This window comes from Coprobacillus cateniformis (assembly GCF_009767585.1).
In the GTDB taxonomy this organism is placed as follows: domain Bacteria; phylum Bacillota_I; class Bacilli_A; order Erysipelotrichales; family Coprobacillaceae; genus Coprobacillus; species Coprobacillus cateniformis.
The window spans coordinates 3564206-3579540 of record NZ_WSNW01000001.1; the positions used below are offsets into that span (position 1 = coordinate 3564206).

At 31.6% G+C, this 15335-nt stretch carries 17 protein-coding genes and 1 other annotated feature; of the genes, 1 reads left to right on the forward strand and 16 read right to left on the reverse strand.

The genetic code is table 11. The annotated features are described in order from the left end of the window. Positions 1-211: 211 nt before the first annotated feature. From GQF29_RS17700 to GQF29_RS17725, 6 genes are all read right to left on the reverse strand, one after another. Positions 212-757 carry a GNAT family N-acetyltransferase gene (locus GQF29_RS17700; protein ID WP_008789481.1) on the reverse strand — a complete coding sequence of 182 codons (546 nt, stop codon included), beginning with the start codon at positions 755-757 and terminating at the stop codon, positions 212-214. A gap of 45 nt (positions 758-802) precedes the next feature. Continuing rightward, positions 803-1981: an NAD(P)-dependent malic enzyme gene (locus GQF29_RS17705; RefSeq protein ID WP_017143712.1), complete on the reverse strand. Its 1179-nt coding sequence runs from the start codon at positions 1979-1981 to the stop codon at positions 803-805. Positions 1982-2150: 169 nt separating this feature from the next. Further along, positions 2151-3233, reverse strand: coding sequence for a DUF4261 domain-containing protein (locus GQF29_RS17710; protein WP_008789478.1), 1083 nt, complete (start codon positions 3231-3233; stop codon positions 2151-2153). A 53-nt stretch (positions 3234-3286) separates the two neighbouring features. Next, complete coding sequence (locus GQF29_RS17715) at positions 3287-4222, reverse strand: type I phosphomannose isomerase catalytic subunit (RefSeq protein ID WP_008789477.1); 936 nt, start codon at positions 4220-4222, stop codon at positions 3287-3289. Continuing rightward, positions 4188-4682, reverse strand: coding sequence for a 2-thiouracil desulfurase family protein (locus tag GQF29_RS17720; protein WP_008789476.1), 495 nt, complete (start codon positions 4680-4682; stop codon positions 4188-4190). The genes GQF29_RS17715 and GQF29_RS17720 overlap by 35 nt, the downstream gene beginning before the upstream one ends. Next, positions 4663-5319: an HAD family hydrolase gene (locus tag GQF29_RS17725; protein WP_008789475.1), complete on the reverse strand. Its 657-nt coding sequence runs from the start codon at positions 5317-5319 to the stop codon at positions 4663-4665. Before GQF29_RS17725 ends, GQF29_RS17720 begins: the two co-directional genes overlap by 20 nt. Before the next feature lie 90 nt (positions 5320-5409). Between GQF29_RS17725 and GQF29_RS17730 the strand changes: the two genes are divergently transcribed. After that, entirely contained in the window at positions 5410-5616 is a 207-nt protein-coding gene (locus GQF29_RS17730; protein WP_008789474.1) for a hypothetical protein, read from the forward strand. Between the two features lie 231 nt (positions 5617-5847). Here the strand turns inward: GQF29_RS17730 and GQF29_RS17735 are convergent, their stop codons facing one another. From GQF29_RS17735 to GQF29_RS17780, 10 genes are all read right to left on the reverse strand, one after another. Next, a complete protein-coding gene (locus GQF29_RS17735) occupies positions 5848-7068 on the reverse strand; it encodes a D-alanyl-D-alanine carboxypeptidase family protein (protein ID WP_008789473.1) in 1221 nt (406 codons plus the stop codon). After that, positions 7052-7948: a DMT family transporter gene (locus GQF29_RS17740; protein WP_008789472.1), complete on the reverse strand. Its 897-nt coding sequence runs from the start codon at positions 7946-7948 to the stop codon at positions 7052-7054. Before GQF29_RS17740 ends, GQF29_RS17735 begins: the two co-directional genes overlap by 17 nt. 48 nt (positions 7949-7996) lie before the next feature. Then, positions 7997-10729 (reverse strand): isoleucine--tRNA ligase, encoded by a 2733-nt coding sequence (gene ileS, locus GQF29_RS17745; RefSeq protein ID WP_117598766.1) that lies wholly within the window; start codon positions 10727-10729, stop codon positions 7997-7999. 35 nt (positions 10730-10764) lie between these two features. Further along, positions 10765-10969 (reverse strand) — a binding site (T-box leader). Further along, positions 10966-11394, reverse strand: a complete 429-nt coding sequence (locus GQF29_RS17750; RefSeq protein ID WP_054689181.1) for a DivIVA domain-containing protein — start codon at positions 11392-11394, stop codon at positions 10966-10968. (Overlaps the previous feature by 4 nt.) Positions 11395-11404: 10 nt before the next feature. Then, the gene (locus GQF29_RS17755) at positions 11405-12157 is read right to left on the reverse strand and encodes a YlmH family RNA-binding protein (RefSeq protein ID WP_008789469.1); all 753 of its coding nucleotides are present in this window, start codon (positions 12155-12157) and stop codon (positions 11405-11407) included. Between the two features lie 38 nt (positions 12158-12195). After that, positions 12196-12639: a cell division protein SepF gene (locus GQF29_RS17760; protein WP_008789468.1), complete on the reverse strand. Its 444-nt coding sequence runs from the start codon at positions 12637-12639 to the stop codon at positions 12196-12198. A gap of 116 nt (positions 12640-12755) precedes the next feature. After that, positions 12756-12995, reverse strand: coding sequence for a YlmC/YmxH family sporulation protein (locus GQF29_RS17765; RefSeq protein WP_008789467.1), 240 nt, complete (start codon positions 12993-12995; stop codon positions 12756-12758). A gap of 28 nt (positions 12996-13023) precedes the next feature. Then, entirely contained in the window at positions 13024-13803 is a 780-nt protein-coding gene (locus GQF29_RS17770; RefSeq protein ID WP_008789466.1) for a sigma-70 family RNA polymerase sigma factor, read from the reverse strand. 43 nt (positions 13804-13846) lie between these two features. Next, positions 13847-14539, reverse strand: a complete 693-nt coding sequence (sigK, locus tag GQF29_RS17775; protein WP_008789465.1) for an RNA polymerase sporulation sigma factor SigK — start codon at positions 14537-14539, stop codon at positions 13847-13849. Then, positions 14536-15258 (reverse strand): hypothetical protein, encoded by a 723-nt coding sequence (locus GQF29_RS17780; protein ID WP_054689183.1) that lies wholly within the window; start codon positions 15256-15258, stop codon positions 14536-14538. The genes sigK and GQF29_RS17780 overlap by 4 nt, the downstream gene beginning before the upstream one ends. Between the last annotated feature and the right edge of the window lie 77 nt (positions 15259-15335).

The window sequence follows — 15335 nt, forward strand, 5'->3', positions numbered from 1 at the left end:
TGATCTCAAAAACACAAGTGAAAAAGAAGTTCTCATAGTTTAGAGGACTTCTTTTTTCAATATACTCTTTTGAATATCAAAAAAACAGTTAAATGCTACATAGTGCAATAGCAATCAAATGAAACGACATAGAGATAACAGAATAAAGATAAACGTCACTGACAATGATAATAATTTATAAAGAAAAAGGATAAATTTTTACATATCTTTCCTATTTACAAGACTTCCATTCATCTTCTAATATAGCCATTAGAATATTATCAGCATACTTATCACCATCTTTAATAGCATCTTTTAATATGCCCTCTTGACGAAATCCAGCATGTTTATATGCTTTAATGGCTCTCACATTAAACGAAAAGACATTTAATTCTAAACGATGCAGATGCAGTTCTTGAAAAGCAAAATCTCTTGTTTTTTCCAGAGCCCATGTTCCAATCCCTTTTCCATAATCAGTCGGATGAAATAAACATATACGAAAATTAGCACTTCTTAAATCATTATCAATTTCATTAATAACACTTTCACCAATAATTTTACCTTCAGGAGAAATAATCATAAAATCATATCGATCACTAGCATCCAGGCATTGATAAAAAAATGAAATAACTTTATCCAATTCAAAATGTTTTTGGCTACCTGTCAACCTAGCTGTTTCTGAATCCAAAGGATTGAAATTATTCCTAAAATATGGTTCAGCATCTTGCTTTTGCGCTAATCTTAGTTTATATCCAGCTTTTGACCATTCTGTTCTCATAATAGCCTCCTTTCTCAAATAAATCTAAAGAAGATACATGTGTATCTATATTCTTGAAACACCTTCTTCTTGTGCTTTTTGAGACACTGCTTTTGCTACAACTTTAGCAACACGTGGATCTAATGCACGAGGAATAACATATGTTGGAGAAAGTTCCTCTTCACTGACAAGTGATGCCAAACCTCTTGCAGCAGCCATTTTCATACCTTCAGTAATCTTACGTGCTGTTACATCTAATGCTCCTTTAAATAATCCAGGAAAGGCCAATACATTATTAATTTGATTTGGGAAATCTGAACGACCAGTTCCCATAACTGCAACACCCGCTGCAATTGCATCATCATACTTGATTTCAGGCTCTGGATTGGCCATTGCAAATACAATAGGGTCTTTTTTCATATCTTTAACCATCTCTTGCGTTAATAAACCTGGTGCAGAAACACCAATAAAAACATCAGCCTCTTTAAGTGCTTCAGCCATTGTCATACGCTTTGCCTGAGAATTTGTAATTTCAGTTAATTCCTGTGTTAAAAAATCATATTGAGCATAATCTTCTTTTGTAACAATACCATGAATATTAAAACCATAGATTTCTTTTACTCCTAGAGAATGAATCATTTTAATAATAGAACTTCCAGCTGCCCCTGTTCCACTCACAACAACAGTTATATCTTGAATATCTTTATGAACAACTTTTAAAGCATTTAATAAACCAGCAGTGACAACGATAGCTGTTCCATGTTGATCATCATGGAAAACAGGAATATCTAATTCGTTAATTAATGTACGTTCTATCTCAACACAGCGTGGTGCACTAATATCCTCTAAATTGATGCCACCAAATGTTGGTGCCATTGCTTTAACAATCTGAATAATTTCCTTTGGATCTTTAGTATCTAAACAGATTGGAACTGCATCAATATCACCAAATTTTTTAAATAATATTGATTTTCCTTCCATAACTGGCAATGCTGCTTCTGGACCAATATCACCCAATCCCAAAACAGCTGTTCCATCACTTACAACAGCAACACTGTTGTGCTTCCATGTATATTTATAAACAGCTTCTTTATCCTTAGCAATTTCACGACATGGTTGAGCAACTCCAGGTGTGTATGCTAATGATAAATCATGACTTTCGTTTAACGGTACCTTTAATTGAATTTCTAGTTTTCCTTTTGTTTTTTCATGCATTCTTAATGCGTCTTGATATATATCTGACATGCTTTTTCTCCCCTTTTCACGTTTCTTATTATGACACAAATCATATAAATTGAAAAGTCTATAGCCTTTTTTACTTTGATTATAATTATCCAAAAAATCTGAAGAATAAATAATTTCTTCAGATTATAAAAACATCTTTACCCTATCATTACATTTAGAATATAAAACTTTATTCAATATCAACAACTTCAATCTTGAGAGTTTTTTCATCCAAAAAAATTCCTTGACTTAAAGTAATTTGACATTTTTGTGTAGCACTGACACCAATCGTTTCTCCTTGATGTAATTCAGCCCTTTGCTCAATTATATAACAAATGACATTAAACATGAATTCATGAAGTTCTGAAAGCTGTATGGTTGTTGGCAATGTTTCTATTTCATAATGTCCAAAATTCTTTAATCCGATTGTATAAATGTGATTTCCTTCTTGATTTGTAACAATTCCTAAATAAACCCATAACATAACAGGTAATGATTCATCTTGATAATAATCATTCATAATATCACGATAAATATGCTTAGGCCAAACCATCTCATCACCATAAACCGCAATAGACTGTTCAAAATTGAAACAAGCATCAATAAGTTGTGATTGCAATAACATAGCCTCTCTTGTATCAATACCATGCCCACTTGTCGTGACAATAATATGTGCTTTATGTTCCTTGACTTGCTCAACAGCATCTTCCCACATATAGCAGCCTTGTGCATAATATTCTGCCTCTCCTTCAGGAACTGGAGTTTCCATAATAGAAACAGATATCATTGATTCTTTGACATTCGCAACATAAACATTTCCTTTGCTCTCTTCAATTTGATTACACTCTATATGGCAATTTTCTTTGAGATAATGAAAAACATCTTTAAGATTTACATTTGAGTCTTTTAATAAAACAAAATGAACAAACAATGTACGCTCTTTTAATTCATCACTTTCATTCGCTGCATTCATCCAATATTCTCTAATTTGTTCAATCATATTGATACATTTTTGTTGTGCAGTATCTTCATGATAATTTTCATATTCGCTAAAAATATGACCACAATGACCAATTTCATCTTCATGATAACCACCACATACCCCTACAAGCCATGATGAGAATCGAGATTTTTTAAACTTAAAAATATAGTAATGTAAATTATGTAAGTCAAACTCACCAGCAATTTGAATTTGACTAGGTGCTTTCCCCAATTCATTTTCGTGACTTAACCATTCAATCATACATTGCAATGCATTTTCTTTTTGATCCATATTTTCCCTCCTATTTCCATCTATAAAGAAAAGCAGATTAAAAATCTGCTTGTTTATAATGTTGTTATCATGATAGTCATAACACCATCATAAACAACCTCGTTTTGATCACTGCATACAATAAAATGATCACCTTTCTTAACAGCTTGACCATCCATTATTCCTTCTCCTTCAAGAATACTAACCATTTGGAAAGGTTTATCATTTAAAATCGTATTTTCTCCAGTCAACCTATAACAATCCACTACAAAGAATTCACTATCTACATAGCGTGTTTTAGAACCATTATCTAAATGTGAATTTGTAAATAGAGTATTAGATGAATGAAGAGATGGAACACTTGTCACATCAATTGATTGTTGAACATGAAGCTGTCTTTCATTTCCATCTTTATCTTTTCTATGATAATCATAAACACGATATGTAATATCTGATGATTGCTGTGCTTCATAAATAAGAGAACCACTGCAGATAGCATGAATTGTTCCTGTTGGAATATAGAAGAAATCCCCTTTATGAATTTCAAAAGAATTCAATAAATGATCATAGTCATCATTTTCAATTGCTTTTACAAATTCTTCTTTTGTTTTGGCATGATGTCCCATAACCATTTTTGTTCCTTCATCAGCCTGCAATACATACCAGCACTCTGTTTTTCCTAAAGAATTTTCATGTTTTCCTGCATATTCATCATTTGGATGAACTTGTACAGATAAATCATTCTTTGCATCAATAATCTTCACTAATAAAGGAAATTGGTTCCCTTCGACATCTCCAAAAAGTTCTCTATGATTTTCAAACAGCCAAGCCACACTTTTTCCTTGATACTCACCATCACCAATAATACAATCTCCATTTTTATGTCCTGAAATCGCCCAGCATTCACCTGTTTGATCACTAGGGATATCATAACCATAAATATCTCTTAATTTATGTCCTCCCCAAATCATTTCTTTAAAAACTGGTTGAATCTTTAAAATATGTCCCATATTCTTCTTCCTTTCCTATATATTTTAAGAACTCCTCTATTTGGTTCTCATTAAAAACTTTCATTCCATTCTCTTCACATAATTTTGCAAAGACACCTTGTCCATCAATTAGCTGATGAGAAAATGTTCCATCATAAATACCTTGATTCCCACAACTAGGACTCCTAAACTTTAAAACAACAACTTCTACATTATTTTCTTTCAATATTTCTAATGCTTTTTGAGCACCCAAGATATACTCATTTGTAACATCAACATGTTGACATGTCTCAATTCGTAACAATTCTCCTGGCTGAATTTCTGCTGGGTCACGTGGTGTAGATAATCCACCAAGAACCTCTGGACAAACTTCAACAACAAAACCTAAATCATATAATTGTTTGAAACCTAAAACAAGATTATGTGAGCCATTATATGTGCATTTTACGCCAAGCAAACAACTACTCACCCCAATTTTCATTAATAATCCTCCATATCTCCATAGCTTCATCTACCACATAATCAGCGCCAGCCTCTTCAAGTTCAAGCCTTCCTCTAAATCCCCATGAAACCCCTATTGTTTTCATATCTGCACGATAGCCTGTTTCTATATCCACATCACTATCACCAATAAAATAACAATCCTGACGACTTAATTTCATTGCCATTAAAGCGAAATGTACCGACTCTGGATTAGGTTTTATAGGATATGCATCCTGCTGACCTAAAATAGATACAAACCGATTTGGAAAAAGATGTTCAACAATTTGAATGGCCATATCATGAGGTTTATTTGTAACAACCGATAATTTGATTCCCTGATCATATAAAGTCTCTATAAGTTCCATAATCCCCTCATAAGGTTGGGTATGATCCAGATAACGCCTTGCATAGACAACCTGAAACTCTCTTAGACATTCATCAAGAATATCAAGATGTTCCTGCCCTAAAGCTCTTTCCATTAATTTTTGTATCCCATTTCCAACAAAATGATTATATTTTGAAATATCATGTTGTGGCAATTGATGATTTCTTAAAACTTCATTTGTAGATAGAGCCAAATCTGTTAAAGAATTAACTAATGTTCCATCTAAATCAAATAAACAACCTTTTCTCATAACATCCTCCAATATCAGTATTATTATAACAGTATTGAAAAAATAATGAAAGATGTTATAATAAATTAGTATATAAAATGGGGTGAAATCATGAATGAATTGAAGTCAACAAAATATATGAAAATCTTTTCAGCACTTGGATATGCAATTGGTTTTGGATTAATTATTTGGTATTCTATCTTTCAAAATAACGCAGTCTTTCCAATTGTTGGTGTTATAGTGATTTTTATTGGAAGATTCATCGGTTATGGATTAGATAGAATTGTTGAATTGAAAGAAGACAAAAAAAAGAACTGATCATTATCAAACAATCAGTTCTTTTTTTAATACAAAATCTACTGCATTATTCTCAATAAAACCGATAACTTTCGTTTTATATAGAATGCTACCCTACGTATTTCATTGTTCTAATTACTACTTATTTTAAAACAATTCCTTTTGCATCAAAGAAACATTATTCATGTCATCCATGAGTTACCTTAACAAAAGATCATTGCAAAGCAAAACATATCTCTGTGAATTTGGACTCTAGACCTTCTTTTTCTTTCTTTGATAGATTTTTAAGCCAATAATAAATATGCACAATCCAGGAAATCCAATTATGATTCCATAATGTAAAACAATAGCAGCTGTTGAACTTTGAATTGTTTCAGGCATTGTTTCAATATATTTATATATAGGTTCTCCTTGATAATTGACGCTAATAATTGCCAATCCGTCGCCTTTATATATAGGCGCCTCTTTCCATTTTTGAATATTAACTTGTATATCCAAGTCTGATTTGTTTATTGTCTTCTCAACCAAAAGTGATATATCTTGTTGAGCTTTCATTTGATATGAACCTTGAAATGATTTCAATACCCAAAAGGTATCAATCTCTTCGTCTTTTTTATAAAGCACGACATTATGGAAAGATTGATCCATATATTGAGAAACAGTTGCAGCATCACGGATATGATTTCTCTTTCTCCTATCTTCTGCTTTTGCAGTGACAAGAATTAACCGATGCTGATCAATTGTCATTGTTGATGCATAAGTCAATCCTGCTTCATCAGTAAATCCACTCTTGCCACCATTTATTAAGCTTACATCCATATCTTTATTATCTTTTGCATTTTGTAAAGATGAAATCCACTGATGATTACCTTTTGAACTTTTATAAGAACGTGCCTCAAAAACTTTTACGAACTCCTTATTTTGTAAAGCATGATTCAATATTAGAGCCATTTCATGAGCAGTCGTATAATGTTTTTCATCATGCAATCCTGTCACATTCATAAAATGGGTTTGCTGCAATCCTAATTCTATGACTTTTTCATTCATGGCAGTGACCATATGATCAACATCTCCAAATATCAAACGTGCTAGAGCCTGACAAGCATCAGCACCAGATGGCAGTAAAGCGCCATATAATAAATCCTCATATGTCACCTTTTCTCCTGGAAATAGCCCAGCAACAGTTGCCCCTTCTTCAACAACCCCTTTAAAATCAGCTTGCTTTATTGTTACAACTTCCTGAAGATCAGTAATATAGTCTAAAGCCAAACTCACAGTTAAAATCTTTGTCATGCTTGCTGGATATATCTTTTCATTACTTTTCTTTTCCATATAAACAAGCGAAGTATCACGGTCATATAAATAAGCATATTGAGAATATAATTCAATGTTTATATTTGTATATGCATGGATTGGTTGTATAGAGAGGAAAATCAGCAAACAAGCAATGAGTGAACTAACGATCTTCTTCATCCAACATTCCACCTTTCTTTAAAAAAGACAACTTTGTTTCAGAGATAATAATAGCTATAAAAATTAAAATAAATCCAAGAATGACTTTTAACGTTAAAATCTCACCATAAAAAATAACTGAAAATGCAACTCCAAAAACTGACTCTAAAGATAAAATTAAAGAAGCATTACATTCACTTGTATATTTTTGCCCAATAGTTTGACATACCATTGTCACTGCAGTGGCAAAGAATGCTAGATAAAACAATTGCAAGAAAATAGATGATTGAATGTGGCCAACTAACGTGATATCTTCACTCAATACTGTAACCACCAAAGCTACACAGGCTCCACCAATAAACTGAAAGGTTGTAAATGCACCACCATCTACACCTGTTGAAAACTTTTTTATCATTAAAATGTGGATTGCATATAAAAAGCCACCACACAATGTTAATAAATCACCAATATTGATAGATAAATCACCATTAAGAGAAACACAACCAATCCCTAGAATACAAATAAATGCTGCAATAAAATTATAAATATCAGGTCTTTTATGATGAATTATCCAAACAAGAAAAGGGACAATCGCACAATAAACAGCAGTTAAAAAAGCATTCTTACCTGGTGTTGTAAAAGATAAACCCCATGTCTGTACATAATATGCAGCAAATAAACAACAACCTGTTAACATACCACCCAATATATTCTCTTTTGATAAATTCTTAATCTTGGAAAAAAAGAGAATTGCTAAGAAAATAGCAGCGAGTACAAAACGTATCAGTAACAATACAGCTGGTGTCAAAAAATCAACTGCACTTTTCATTACAATAAATGAACTTCCCCAAATCAACGCTGCTATAAACAGAAACACTGATCCTTTTAATTTTTGACTCATTTTTTAATCCTTTCTAAAAAGAAATGGTACAAAGTACCATTTTCTTTTTTATCCATTCATTACATCATGGCATCGGTGACAAAGTTCACCTTCCATTTCATCTTCATCATAATAGTTCCAACATCTAGGACATTGAATACCATTGAATTTTTCTGCTTTCATATATGCAGTATCAAATTCTACCAAATCAGTTAAATCATCTGTTAACTCCACTTTAGCAACAATAAATAACTGTTTTAAATCATTAACCAATTGAGCCATATCCTCATATTCATCTTTAAAACAAATTGTTAATTTTGCTTCCATATTAGATTTAATCACTTTTTCATTTCTTAAGTCTTCTAATGCTTTCATAACATCTTTTCTAACCATTAAGAAACGATCATAATATGCTTTAATACTTTCAGCATTATCAATATTCAATAATTCTGGTTTTGGTTCTAAGAATACAGACTCTGCTTTGTTTTCATCACAATGGAAATGATCATGTAATTCTTCTGCAGTAAAGACTAATACTGGAGATAATAATTTCATCATTGTTTTTGCATAATGATACAAGACAGTCTGAACTTGTCTTCTTCTCAATCCGTCTGCTTTTTCAATATAGAGAATATCTTTTGTGAAATCCATATAGAATGCACTTAATGTATTCGTAAAACAATTTAAAATCAATTGATTAGCTTCACTAAAATCATATTGATTTAAAGCTTCTTTATATCCTTTGACAAGTTGATTTAATTCTACTAACATATACTGATCTACACCTTCAAGTTTTGAAGTTTCTACAACATCACAAGATTTAAAATCAGATAAATTTCCAAGAACAAATCTCATTGTATTTCTCATCTTACGATAATTTTCAGCAACTTGTTTCATAATCTCATCTGAAATACGGACATCAGACTGATAAGCAATTGAAGTTGCCCATAATCTTAAAATATCTGCTCCATATTGATTGACCATTTTAATTGGATCAACAGTATTCCCCAATGATTTAGACATCTTATTTCCTTTACCATCTAAAACAAATCCATGAGAAAGGACAGTTTTATATGGAGCACAGCCATGTGCCGCTGTTCCAATAATCAAAGAGGAATTAAACCAACCACGATATTGGTCACTACCTTCAAAATATAAATCAACTGGATATGGATATCCTCTTTCTTTCATAACTCCTGTATGTGATGAACCAGAATCAAACCAGACATCCATAATATCTTTTTCTTTTCTAAAAATACCATTTGGTGAATGCTCATTTGTATAACCTTCTGGCAATAAGAAATTTTCATCTTTTTCAAACCAAACATTAGACCCATATTCTCTAAATAAATGCGAAATATGTTCAAAAACCTCTTTTTCCATAATTGGGGTTCCATCTTCACAATAGATAATTGGGATTGGTACTCCCCAACTTCTTTGTCTAGAAATACACCAGTCACCACGATCTCTAATCATATTATAGATACGGACATGCCCCCATTCATTTAACCAATTGACCTTATCAATTTCACTCAATAATTTTTCTCTAATCTTGTCAATTGAGCAGAACCATTGATCAGTTGCTCTAAAGATAATTGGTTTTTTAGTACGCCAATCATGAGGATAACTATGAGTAATAAATTCAAGCTTTAATAAAACACCCAATTCATCCAGTTTCATTGTCACAGTTTTGTTAGCATCATCAACATACTGACCAGCTAGCCATTCACCACAATCTTCCATCATTTTTCCATGAGCATCAACATTACAATAAATATCTAATCCATATTTTTGTCCAACAACGAAGTCATCCATCCCAAATCCAGGGGCTGTATGAACACAGCCAGTTCCTGCCTCAGCAGTCACATGGTCACCTAGAATAACTAATGATTCACGATCATATAAAGGATGCTGACATGTTATCATTTCCAATTCAGAACCCTTGAATCTTTGTAGAATTTCTTTTTGTTCTAAACCAAATTTTTCCCATAAAGAATCAACAAGTTCTTCAAGTACTAATAATTTGCCCTTTTCACTTTGAACAAGTGCATAAGTATAATCAGCATTTAAACAGATTGCTAAGTTTGCTGGAATTGTCCAAGGTGTTGTTGTCCAAATCACAAAACTTGTCTCATTATCCAAAATACCTTTGCCATCCTTAACTGCAAACTTAACAAAAATTGTAGGACTTTTCACATCATGATATTCAACCTCTGCCTCAGCTAATGCAGATTCACTTGATGGTGACCAGTATACTGGTTTTAAACCTTTATAAATCAAACCTTCCATTGCCATTTTCGCAAAAACATCAATTTGATTTGCTTCAAATTCAGGCATTAATGTTAGGTATGGATGTTTATAATCTGCAAATGTTCCTACTCTTATACACTGCTCCATTTGTTTATGAACCTGTTCCAATGCATATTCACGACATTTTTCTCTAAACTCAGCAGTCGTCATCGCTTTACGATTCACGCCTAACTTTTGAATAGCATTTTCAATTGGTAAGCCATGTGTATCCCATCCTGGAATAAATGGAGTATAAAATCCTTCCATGTTTTTATAACGACAGATAACATCTTTAATAACTTTGTTCATCATATGTCCAATATGCATATTTCCATTTGCATATGGTGGACCATCATGAAATACAAAAGCATCTTTTCCTTCATTTTGTTTAACAACTTTTTCATACATTGATGAATCTTGCCATCTTTGTACATATGCAGGTTCTTTTTTAGGAAGATTCCCTCGCATTTCAAATTCAGTTTTTGGCATTAATAGTGTGTCTTTATAGTTCATATTTTTTCCTTCCTTTCTAAATAAAAAAACGCCCAATAAAGGACGTTTAAACGCGGTACCACCTTTTTTTCATATCACATAGATATGCTCTCAATGTCTTAACGCGACCAACGGCTAATCCCTACTTATTTTCAGGACGCTACTCAGGAGTGATTCATTATAAATTTAACTTCCTTGCTTTCACCAGCCACAAGTTCTCTCTAAGTTTCCTTTATAAACAGTCTCCATCTTCGTAGTTAATTTTCTTTTTCTTCTCTTATTAAACTAAAAATTTCAGATTTGTCAATAGTTTCTAACATATCTTCACTCATTTTTACAACATTTGCTCTAAAATCAATAGCTTCTTGCTTGAAATTATCCATATCTTTAGATAAACCTCTGACATACTCCATTGATTCTTTTAATATCATATTGGCATTTCTTTTGGCCTTTTCAATCAATTCACTTGCTTCTTTTAATGCCAATCTCGCAATCTCTTCATTCGTTTTTTCATGAACATTTAATTCTTTTGTAAGTAAGGTATTTTGTTCATTCAACTGATCTATATCACTTTGTAAAGATTGGATTGTTTCTGTCTGTTCTTGAATTTGTTGTTTTAACTCATTGATATAATCATCAACTTCAAGCCTATTATAACCTCGAAATTGTCTATCAAATTGTTCCACATCTTTCACCTCACTTATAAAAATACCCTGTCACAACATGATTTCCCTGCTTCGTTTGTCGATTTTCATCTACAAGTTTCACACGCCCATGACGCTTAAAGGATATTATATCATCATTATGACACAAAAAGCTGACTTCTTCAACATCTTTATGATTGACTTTGACATTTCCTGCACGAATTGACTCACTTGCTAATTGTCGAGGAACTTTGTACAATGTAGAAACCACTTTATCAAGTCTAAAACTTGATAAAAAGAAAGTTTTTGTCATATATTGGTGTTGAATTTCAATTGTTTCATTGATTACTTTTAAATGAATTTTAGATTTTTTTATTTGTTTCAAATGCATTTGTATAAATGAATACGTCTGTTGTGTACAAGCAAAGAATAATCTATCTGCATCATAAATATCTCCTATACACTCACGCTTAATACCTAAATTCATCAAAGCACCCAAAACATCTCTATGCTGCAATTTACCAAACTGCTGATGATAAAGAACTTCAACGACTACAATTTCAAAATCTTCTGATAAAACTTCATAAAAATCTGGACAAATAATAAGTCTTTGATTCTCAGCATTTTTAAAGCCACCCTGACAATGAATTTGTAAATCTTGAGTTCCTATTACTTTATATACAATATTCTGTTCATGTGGATTTAAAAAAGCTGTTAATATCATTCTTTGATGATTGAGAGCTTGATAGCGACAATCTAAAATCTTCTTAACAAAGGCTTCATCACCTTTAAAATGTTCTAACATAAGCAAAAAGAAAGTATTAGCAAGAGCTAATACTTATATTATTCTTCACTTTCATTTGAATCCATTGTGATATTTCCACTGACTCCAATATTTTTAGGTGTACACAGAAAAATCTTAGGACCAATTTGTTGAATATCTCCCTCAATCGCAAAGATAACTCCACTCAAGAAATCAATCACACGTTTAGATTGTTCTTTTTGTAAACGATGCAAATTGACTACAGCTGCCCTTTTTTGTTTTAAATAAATCGCTATTTCTTGTGTTTCACTATAAGCTCTAGGCTCAAACAAAACCAAATGACTATCTTTATTTGCACTTAAAGCTCTTACAGCATCACTTGTTTTTGTAGATTTTGCTTTTTCAAACATACTTGTTGTTTTCGCAGGTTCTTCTTCCGTATCTATTTCTACCTCTTCATAAATATCATCGTCTTCATCTTCTTCTTCAAAAAACCATTTTTTTACTTTTTGTCCGTATCCCATGAGGTAACCTCCTTATATTTCTTTCTTTATTATAACATAACATGTGTATGAAAAAAAGAGAAAATTGTTTCCAATATTTCTCTTTTTACCAAATCGGTTTCTTTATAGCTATTTATTTAACACTCGATATTCACCAATATAACATCCTCTCCTATTGTTATAATATTTTCAATAGGAATAATAAACGTTGGTGGCCCTTTAAAAACACACAACAATCGAAATGCTGATACACGTTCCACAATAATTGCCTGTATACATCGGCAAAGTGGATCTATCTCAACATCGACAACATAACCAATCTTCGTTCCAGTTGCTGCATTCACAACATCTTTGCATTGTAAAGAAACAAATCGCATACAATCACCCATACAGTATATGCAAACACTAAACCATATATTTCTTTAAATGTGATAAAGCCTGTTTTTCAATACGTGAAACCTGTGCTTGAGAAATAAATAATTCTTTAGCAATTTCACTTTGTGTATGTCCTTTAAAATATCTCTCATTAATAATTTGTAATTCTTTTTCATCCAAGTGATTCATAGCTTCATATAAATCAATTGAATTCTGCATATCTTCCATTTGATTTTTACGATCAGGAATCTGGCTTTCTAAATCAATTTGTCCATTCCCATCATTTTGAACTTCTTGTGAAAGAGAAGTTACACTATTGGTTGATGATAATGCCTCAACTAATAGAAATTCATCAACATCTAAAATCTTTGATAATTCTTTAGTTGATGCTTCCTTATGATGTTTTTTCATATATTCTTCATTTGCCAATAAAGCTTTATATGCCAAATCACGCATAGAACGTGGGATTCTCATTGGTGAATTATCTCGAATATAACGTTTAATTTCTCCAATAATTAAAGGAACTGCATATGTGGAAAAACGAACATCTAATGATGTATCAAAATGATCAATAGCTTTGATAAGACCAATGACACCAACTTGGAATAAATCATCTAAATTACTGACTCTCTGATGATATTTTTGGACTAATGATAAAACCAGTTTCAAATTAGAAAGAACAAGTTTTTCCTTTATATTTTCATCATTTGTTTGATGATATTGATCTAATAAATTCATCGTTTCCTGATGACTTAACTTTTCGTATTCTTGAATAGTATAACCATTAATTTCAACTTTGTACCTTGACATACTTTCGACTCCTTTGATAGAAGTCTCACCATTTTAAATGACATTATTCATCATCATTCAATTTATTTCGTAACTTTTTGATAATCTTTTTCTCTAATCTAGATATATATGATTGTGAGATCCCTAATACCTCTGCAACGTCTTTTTGAGTTAATTCATCATGACCTACCAAACCATATCGCATCATTAATATTTCCTGTTCTCTTTCATTTAAATGGTGCAAAGCACGATAAAATTTTTCTTTTTGATCATTATGTTCAATTTCATCTTGAACAATGTCTTTATCAGTTCCAATAATATCTGACAATAATAATTCATTACCATCATAATCCACATTTAAGGGTTCATCTAAAGATATTTCTTGCCTTAATTTGTTATTTTTTCTTAAAAACATTAATATTTCATTTTCTATACAACGTGAAGCATAGGTTGCCAATTTAATGTTCTTATCCATTTTAAAAGTATTGACAGCTTTTACTAATCCAATCGTTCCAATACTAATTAAATCTTCAATACTTCCATTTTGAACAGAATCGTACTTTTTAGCAACATAAACAACAAGACGCAAATTATGCTCAATTAACAAGTCTCTAGCCTGAGCATCTCCCTGTTGCAGTTTTACCAAAGCATCTGCTTCCTCTTTACCTTTCAAAGGTGCTTTTAAAACATCATGTCTACCAATATAAAATAGAACTTTCTTTTTGAATAGCCAACGCTTAATCCATTGTAAAATCATAACAAGCCTCCTAATAACTGAGAATTTAAAATACAATCATACTCGTTAGATGACATCACTCCTACGTAAACATGATGTAGAACTTGATGATTAATCTCTATCTCTTTCATAACAATAATATCTACTGTTTCTACCTGATTTGCTGTCTCAATCACAATGCTGTCAATCTTTTCATAAGCCTCCAACAAAGAATGACTAATAAAAATAACAGGATATCCCTTATAAAAAACTTTGTTTCCATTATCTACAAATCCTAAACATTCTTTTCCTAAAAAAGAAACATTGACCATTTCATCTTTTTGAAGTTTATGTTGGCAAAATGCAATATAAAAATAAAAAATACCAAGAACTATAAATGTAAGAATAAGTAATGAAACAAAATCAAAACCTTCTACCAATAAAACACCTTGGAATATTGTAGAAGATGGTAATATCATCTCCAAAAAAGCCAATAATGAGATATAGACAAATAAAAACAAAGGATAATAGATATAAGTGAGTTTTTTAAAATAAAAAAGAGTTAAGAGTAAGTCATATAACAAGAGGAACCCATCAAAGAAATCTATAAAAAGAAAAATGATCGATATGTTATAGGTAAGCATATATTTGAACAGTTCTTTTATAGTCATTTGTTGATTTAATAAAAAACACAATAATTCAAATGTTAGTAAGATCATCAATGCATTGATAGCATATGTGACTTCCAAATAGACCTCCATGATTTCACCCCTCTTTCATTATAGAAAATATCACGAGAAAATTATGTCAAAGAAAAGATGAGATTCAAGAATTCTCA

What these genes read in the sequence shown, in the direction of transcription:
- GQF29_RS17700 (WP_008789481.1), bottom strand. Translation starts at nt 757, where the DNA reads ATGAGAACAGAATGGTCAAAAGCTGGATATAAACTAAGATTAGCGCAA.
- GQF29_RS17705 (WP_017143712.1), bottom strand. Translation starts at nt 1,981, where the DNA reads ATGTCAGATATATATCAAGACGCATTAAGAATGCATGAAAAAACAAAA.
- GQF29_RS17710 (WP_008789478.1), bottom strand. Translation starts at nt 3,233, where the DNA reads ATGGATCAAAAAGAAAATGCATTGCAATGTATGATTGAATGGTTAAGT.
- GQF29_RS17715 (WP_008789477.1), bottom strand. Translation starts at nt 4,222, where the DNA reads ATGGGACATATTTTAAAGATTCAACCAGTTTTTAAAGAAATGATTTGG.
- GQF29_RS17720 (WP_008789476.1), bottom strand. Translation starts at nt 4,682, where the DNA reads ATGAAAATTGGGGTGAGTAGTTGTTTGCTTGGCGTAAAATGCACATAT.
- GQF29_RS17725 (WP_008789475.1), bottom strand. Translation starts at nt 5,319, where the DNA reads ATGAGAAAAGGTTGTTTATTTGATTTAGATGGAACATTAGTTAATTCT.
- GQF29_RS17730 (WP_008789474.1), top strand. Translation starts at nt 5,410, where the DNA reads ATGAATGAATTGAAGTCAACAAAATATATGAAAATCTTTTCAGCACTT.
- GQF29_RS17735 (WP_008789473.1), bottom strand. Translation starts at nt 7,068, where the DNA reads ATGAAGAAGATCGTTAGTTCACTCATTGCTTGTTTGCTGATTTTCCTC.
- GQF29_RS17740 (WP_008789472.1), bottom strand. Translation starts at nt 7,948, where the DNA reads ATGAGTCAAAAATTAAAAGGATCAGTGTTTCTGTTTATAGCAGCGTTG.
- ileS (WP_117598766.1), bottom strand. Translation starts at nt 10,729, where the DNA reads ATGAACTATAAAGACACACTATTAATGCCAAAAACTGAATTTGAAATG.
- GQF29_RS17755 (WP_008789469.1), bottom strand. Translation starts at nt 12,157, where the DNA reads ATGTTAGAACATTTTAAAGGTGATGAAGCCTTTGTTAAGAAGATTTTA.
- GQF29_RS17760 (WP_008789468.1), bottom strand. Translation starts at nt 12,639, where the DNA reads ATGGGATACGGACAAAAAGTAAAAAAATGGTTTTTTGAAGAAGAAGAT.
- GQF29_RS17765 (WP_008789467.1), bottom strand. Translation starts at nt 12,995, where the DNA reads ATGCGATTTGTTTCTTTACAATGCAAAGATGTTGTGAATGCAGCAACT.
- GQF29_RS17770 (WP_008789466.1), bottom strand. Translation starts at nt 13,803, where the DNA reads ATGTCAAGGTACAAAGTTGAAATTAATGGTTATACTATTCAAGAATAC.
- sigK (WP_008789465.1), bottom strand. Translation starts at nt 14,539, where the DNA reads ATGATTTTACAATGGATTAAGCGTTGGCTATTCAAAAAGAAAGTTCTA.
- GQF29_RS17780 (WP_054689183.1), bottom strand. Translation starts at nt 15,258, where the DNA reads ATGGAGGTCTATTTGGAAGTCACATATGCTATCAATGCATTGATGATC.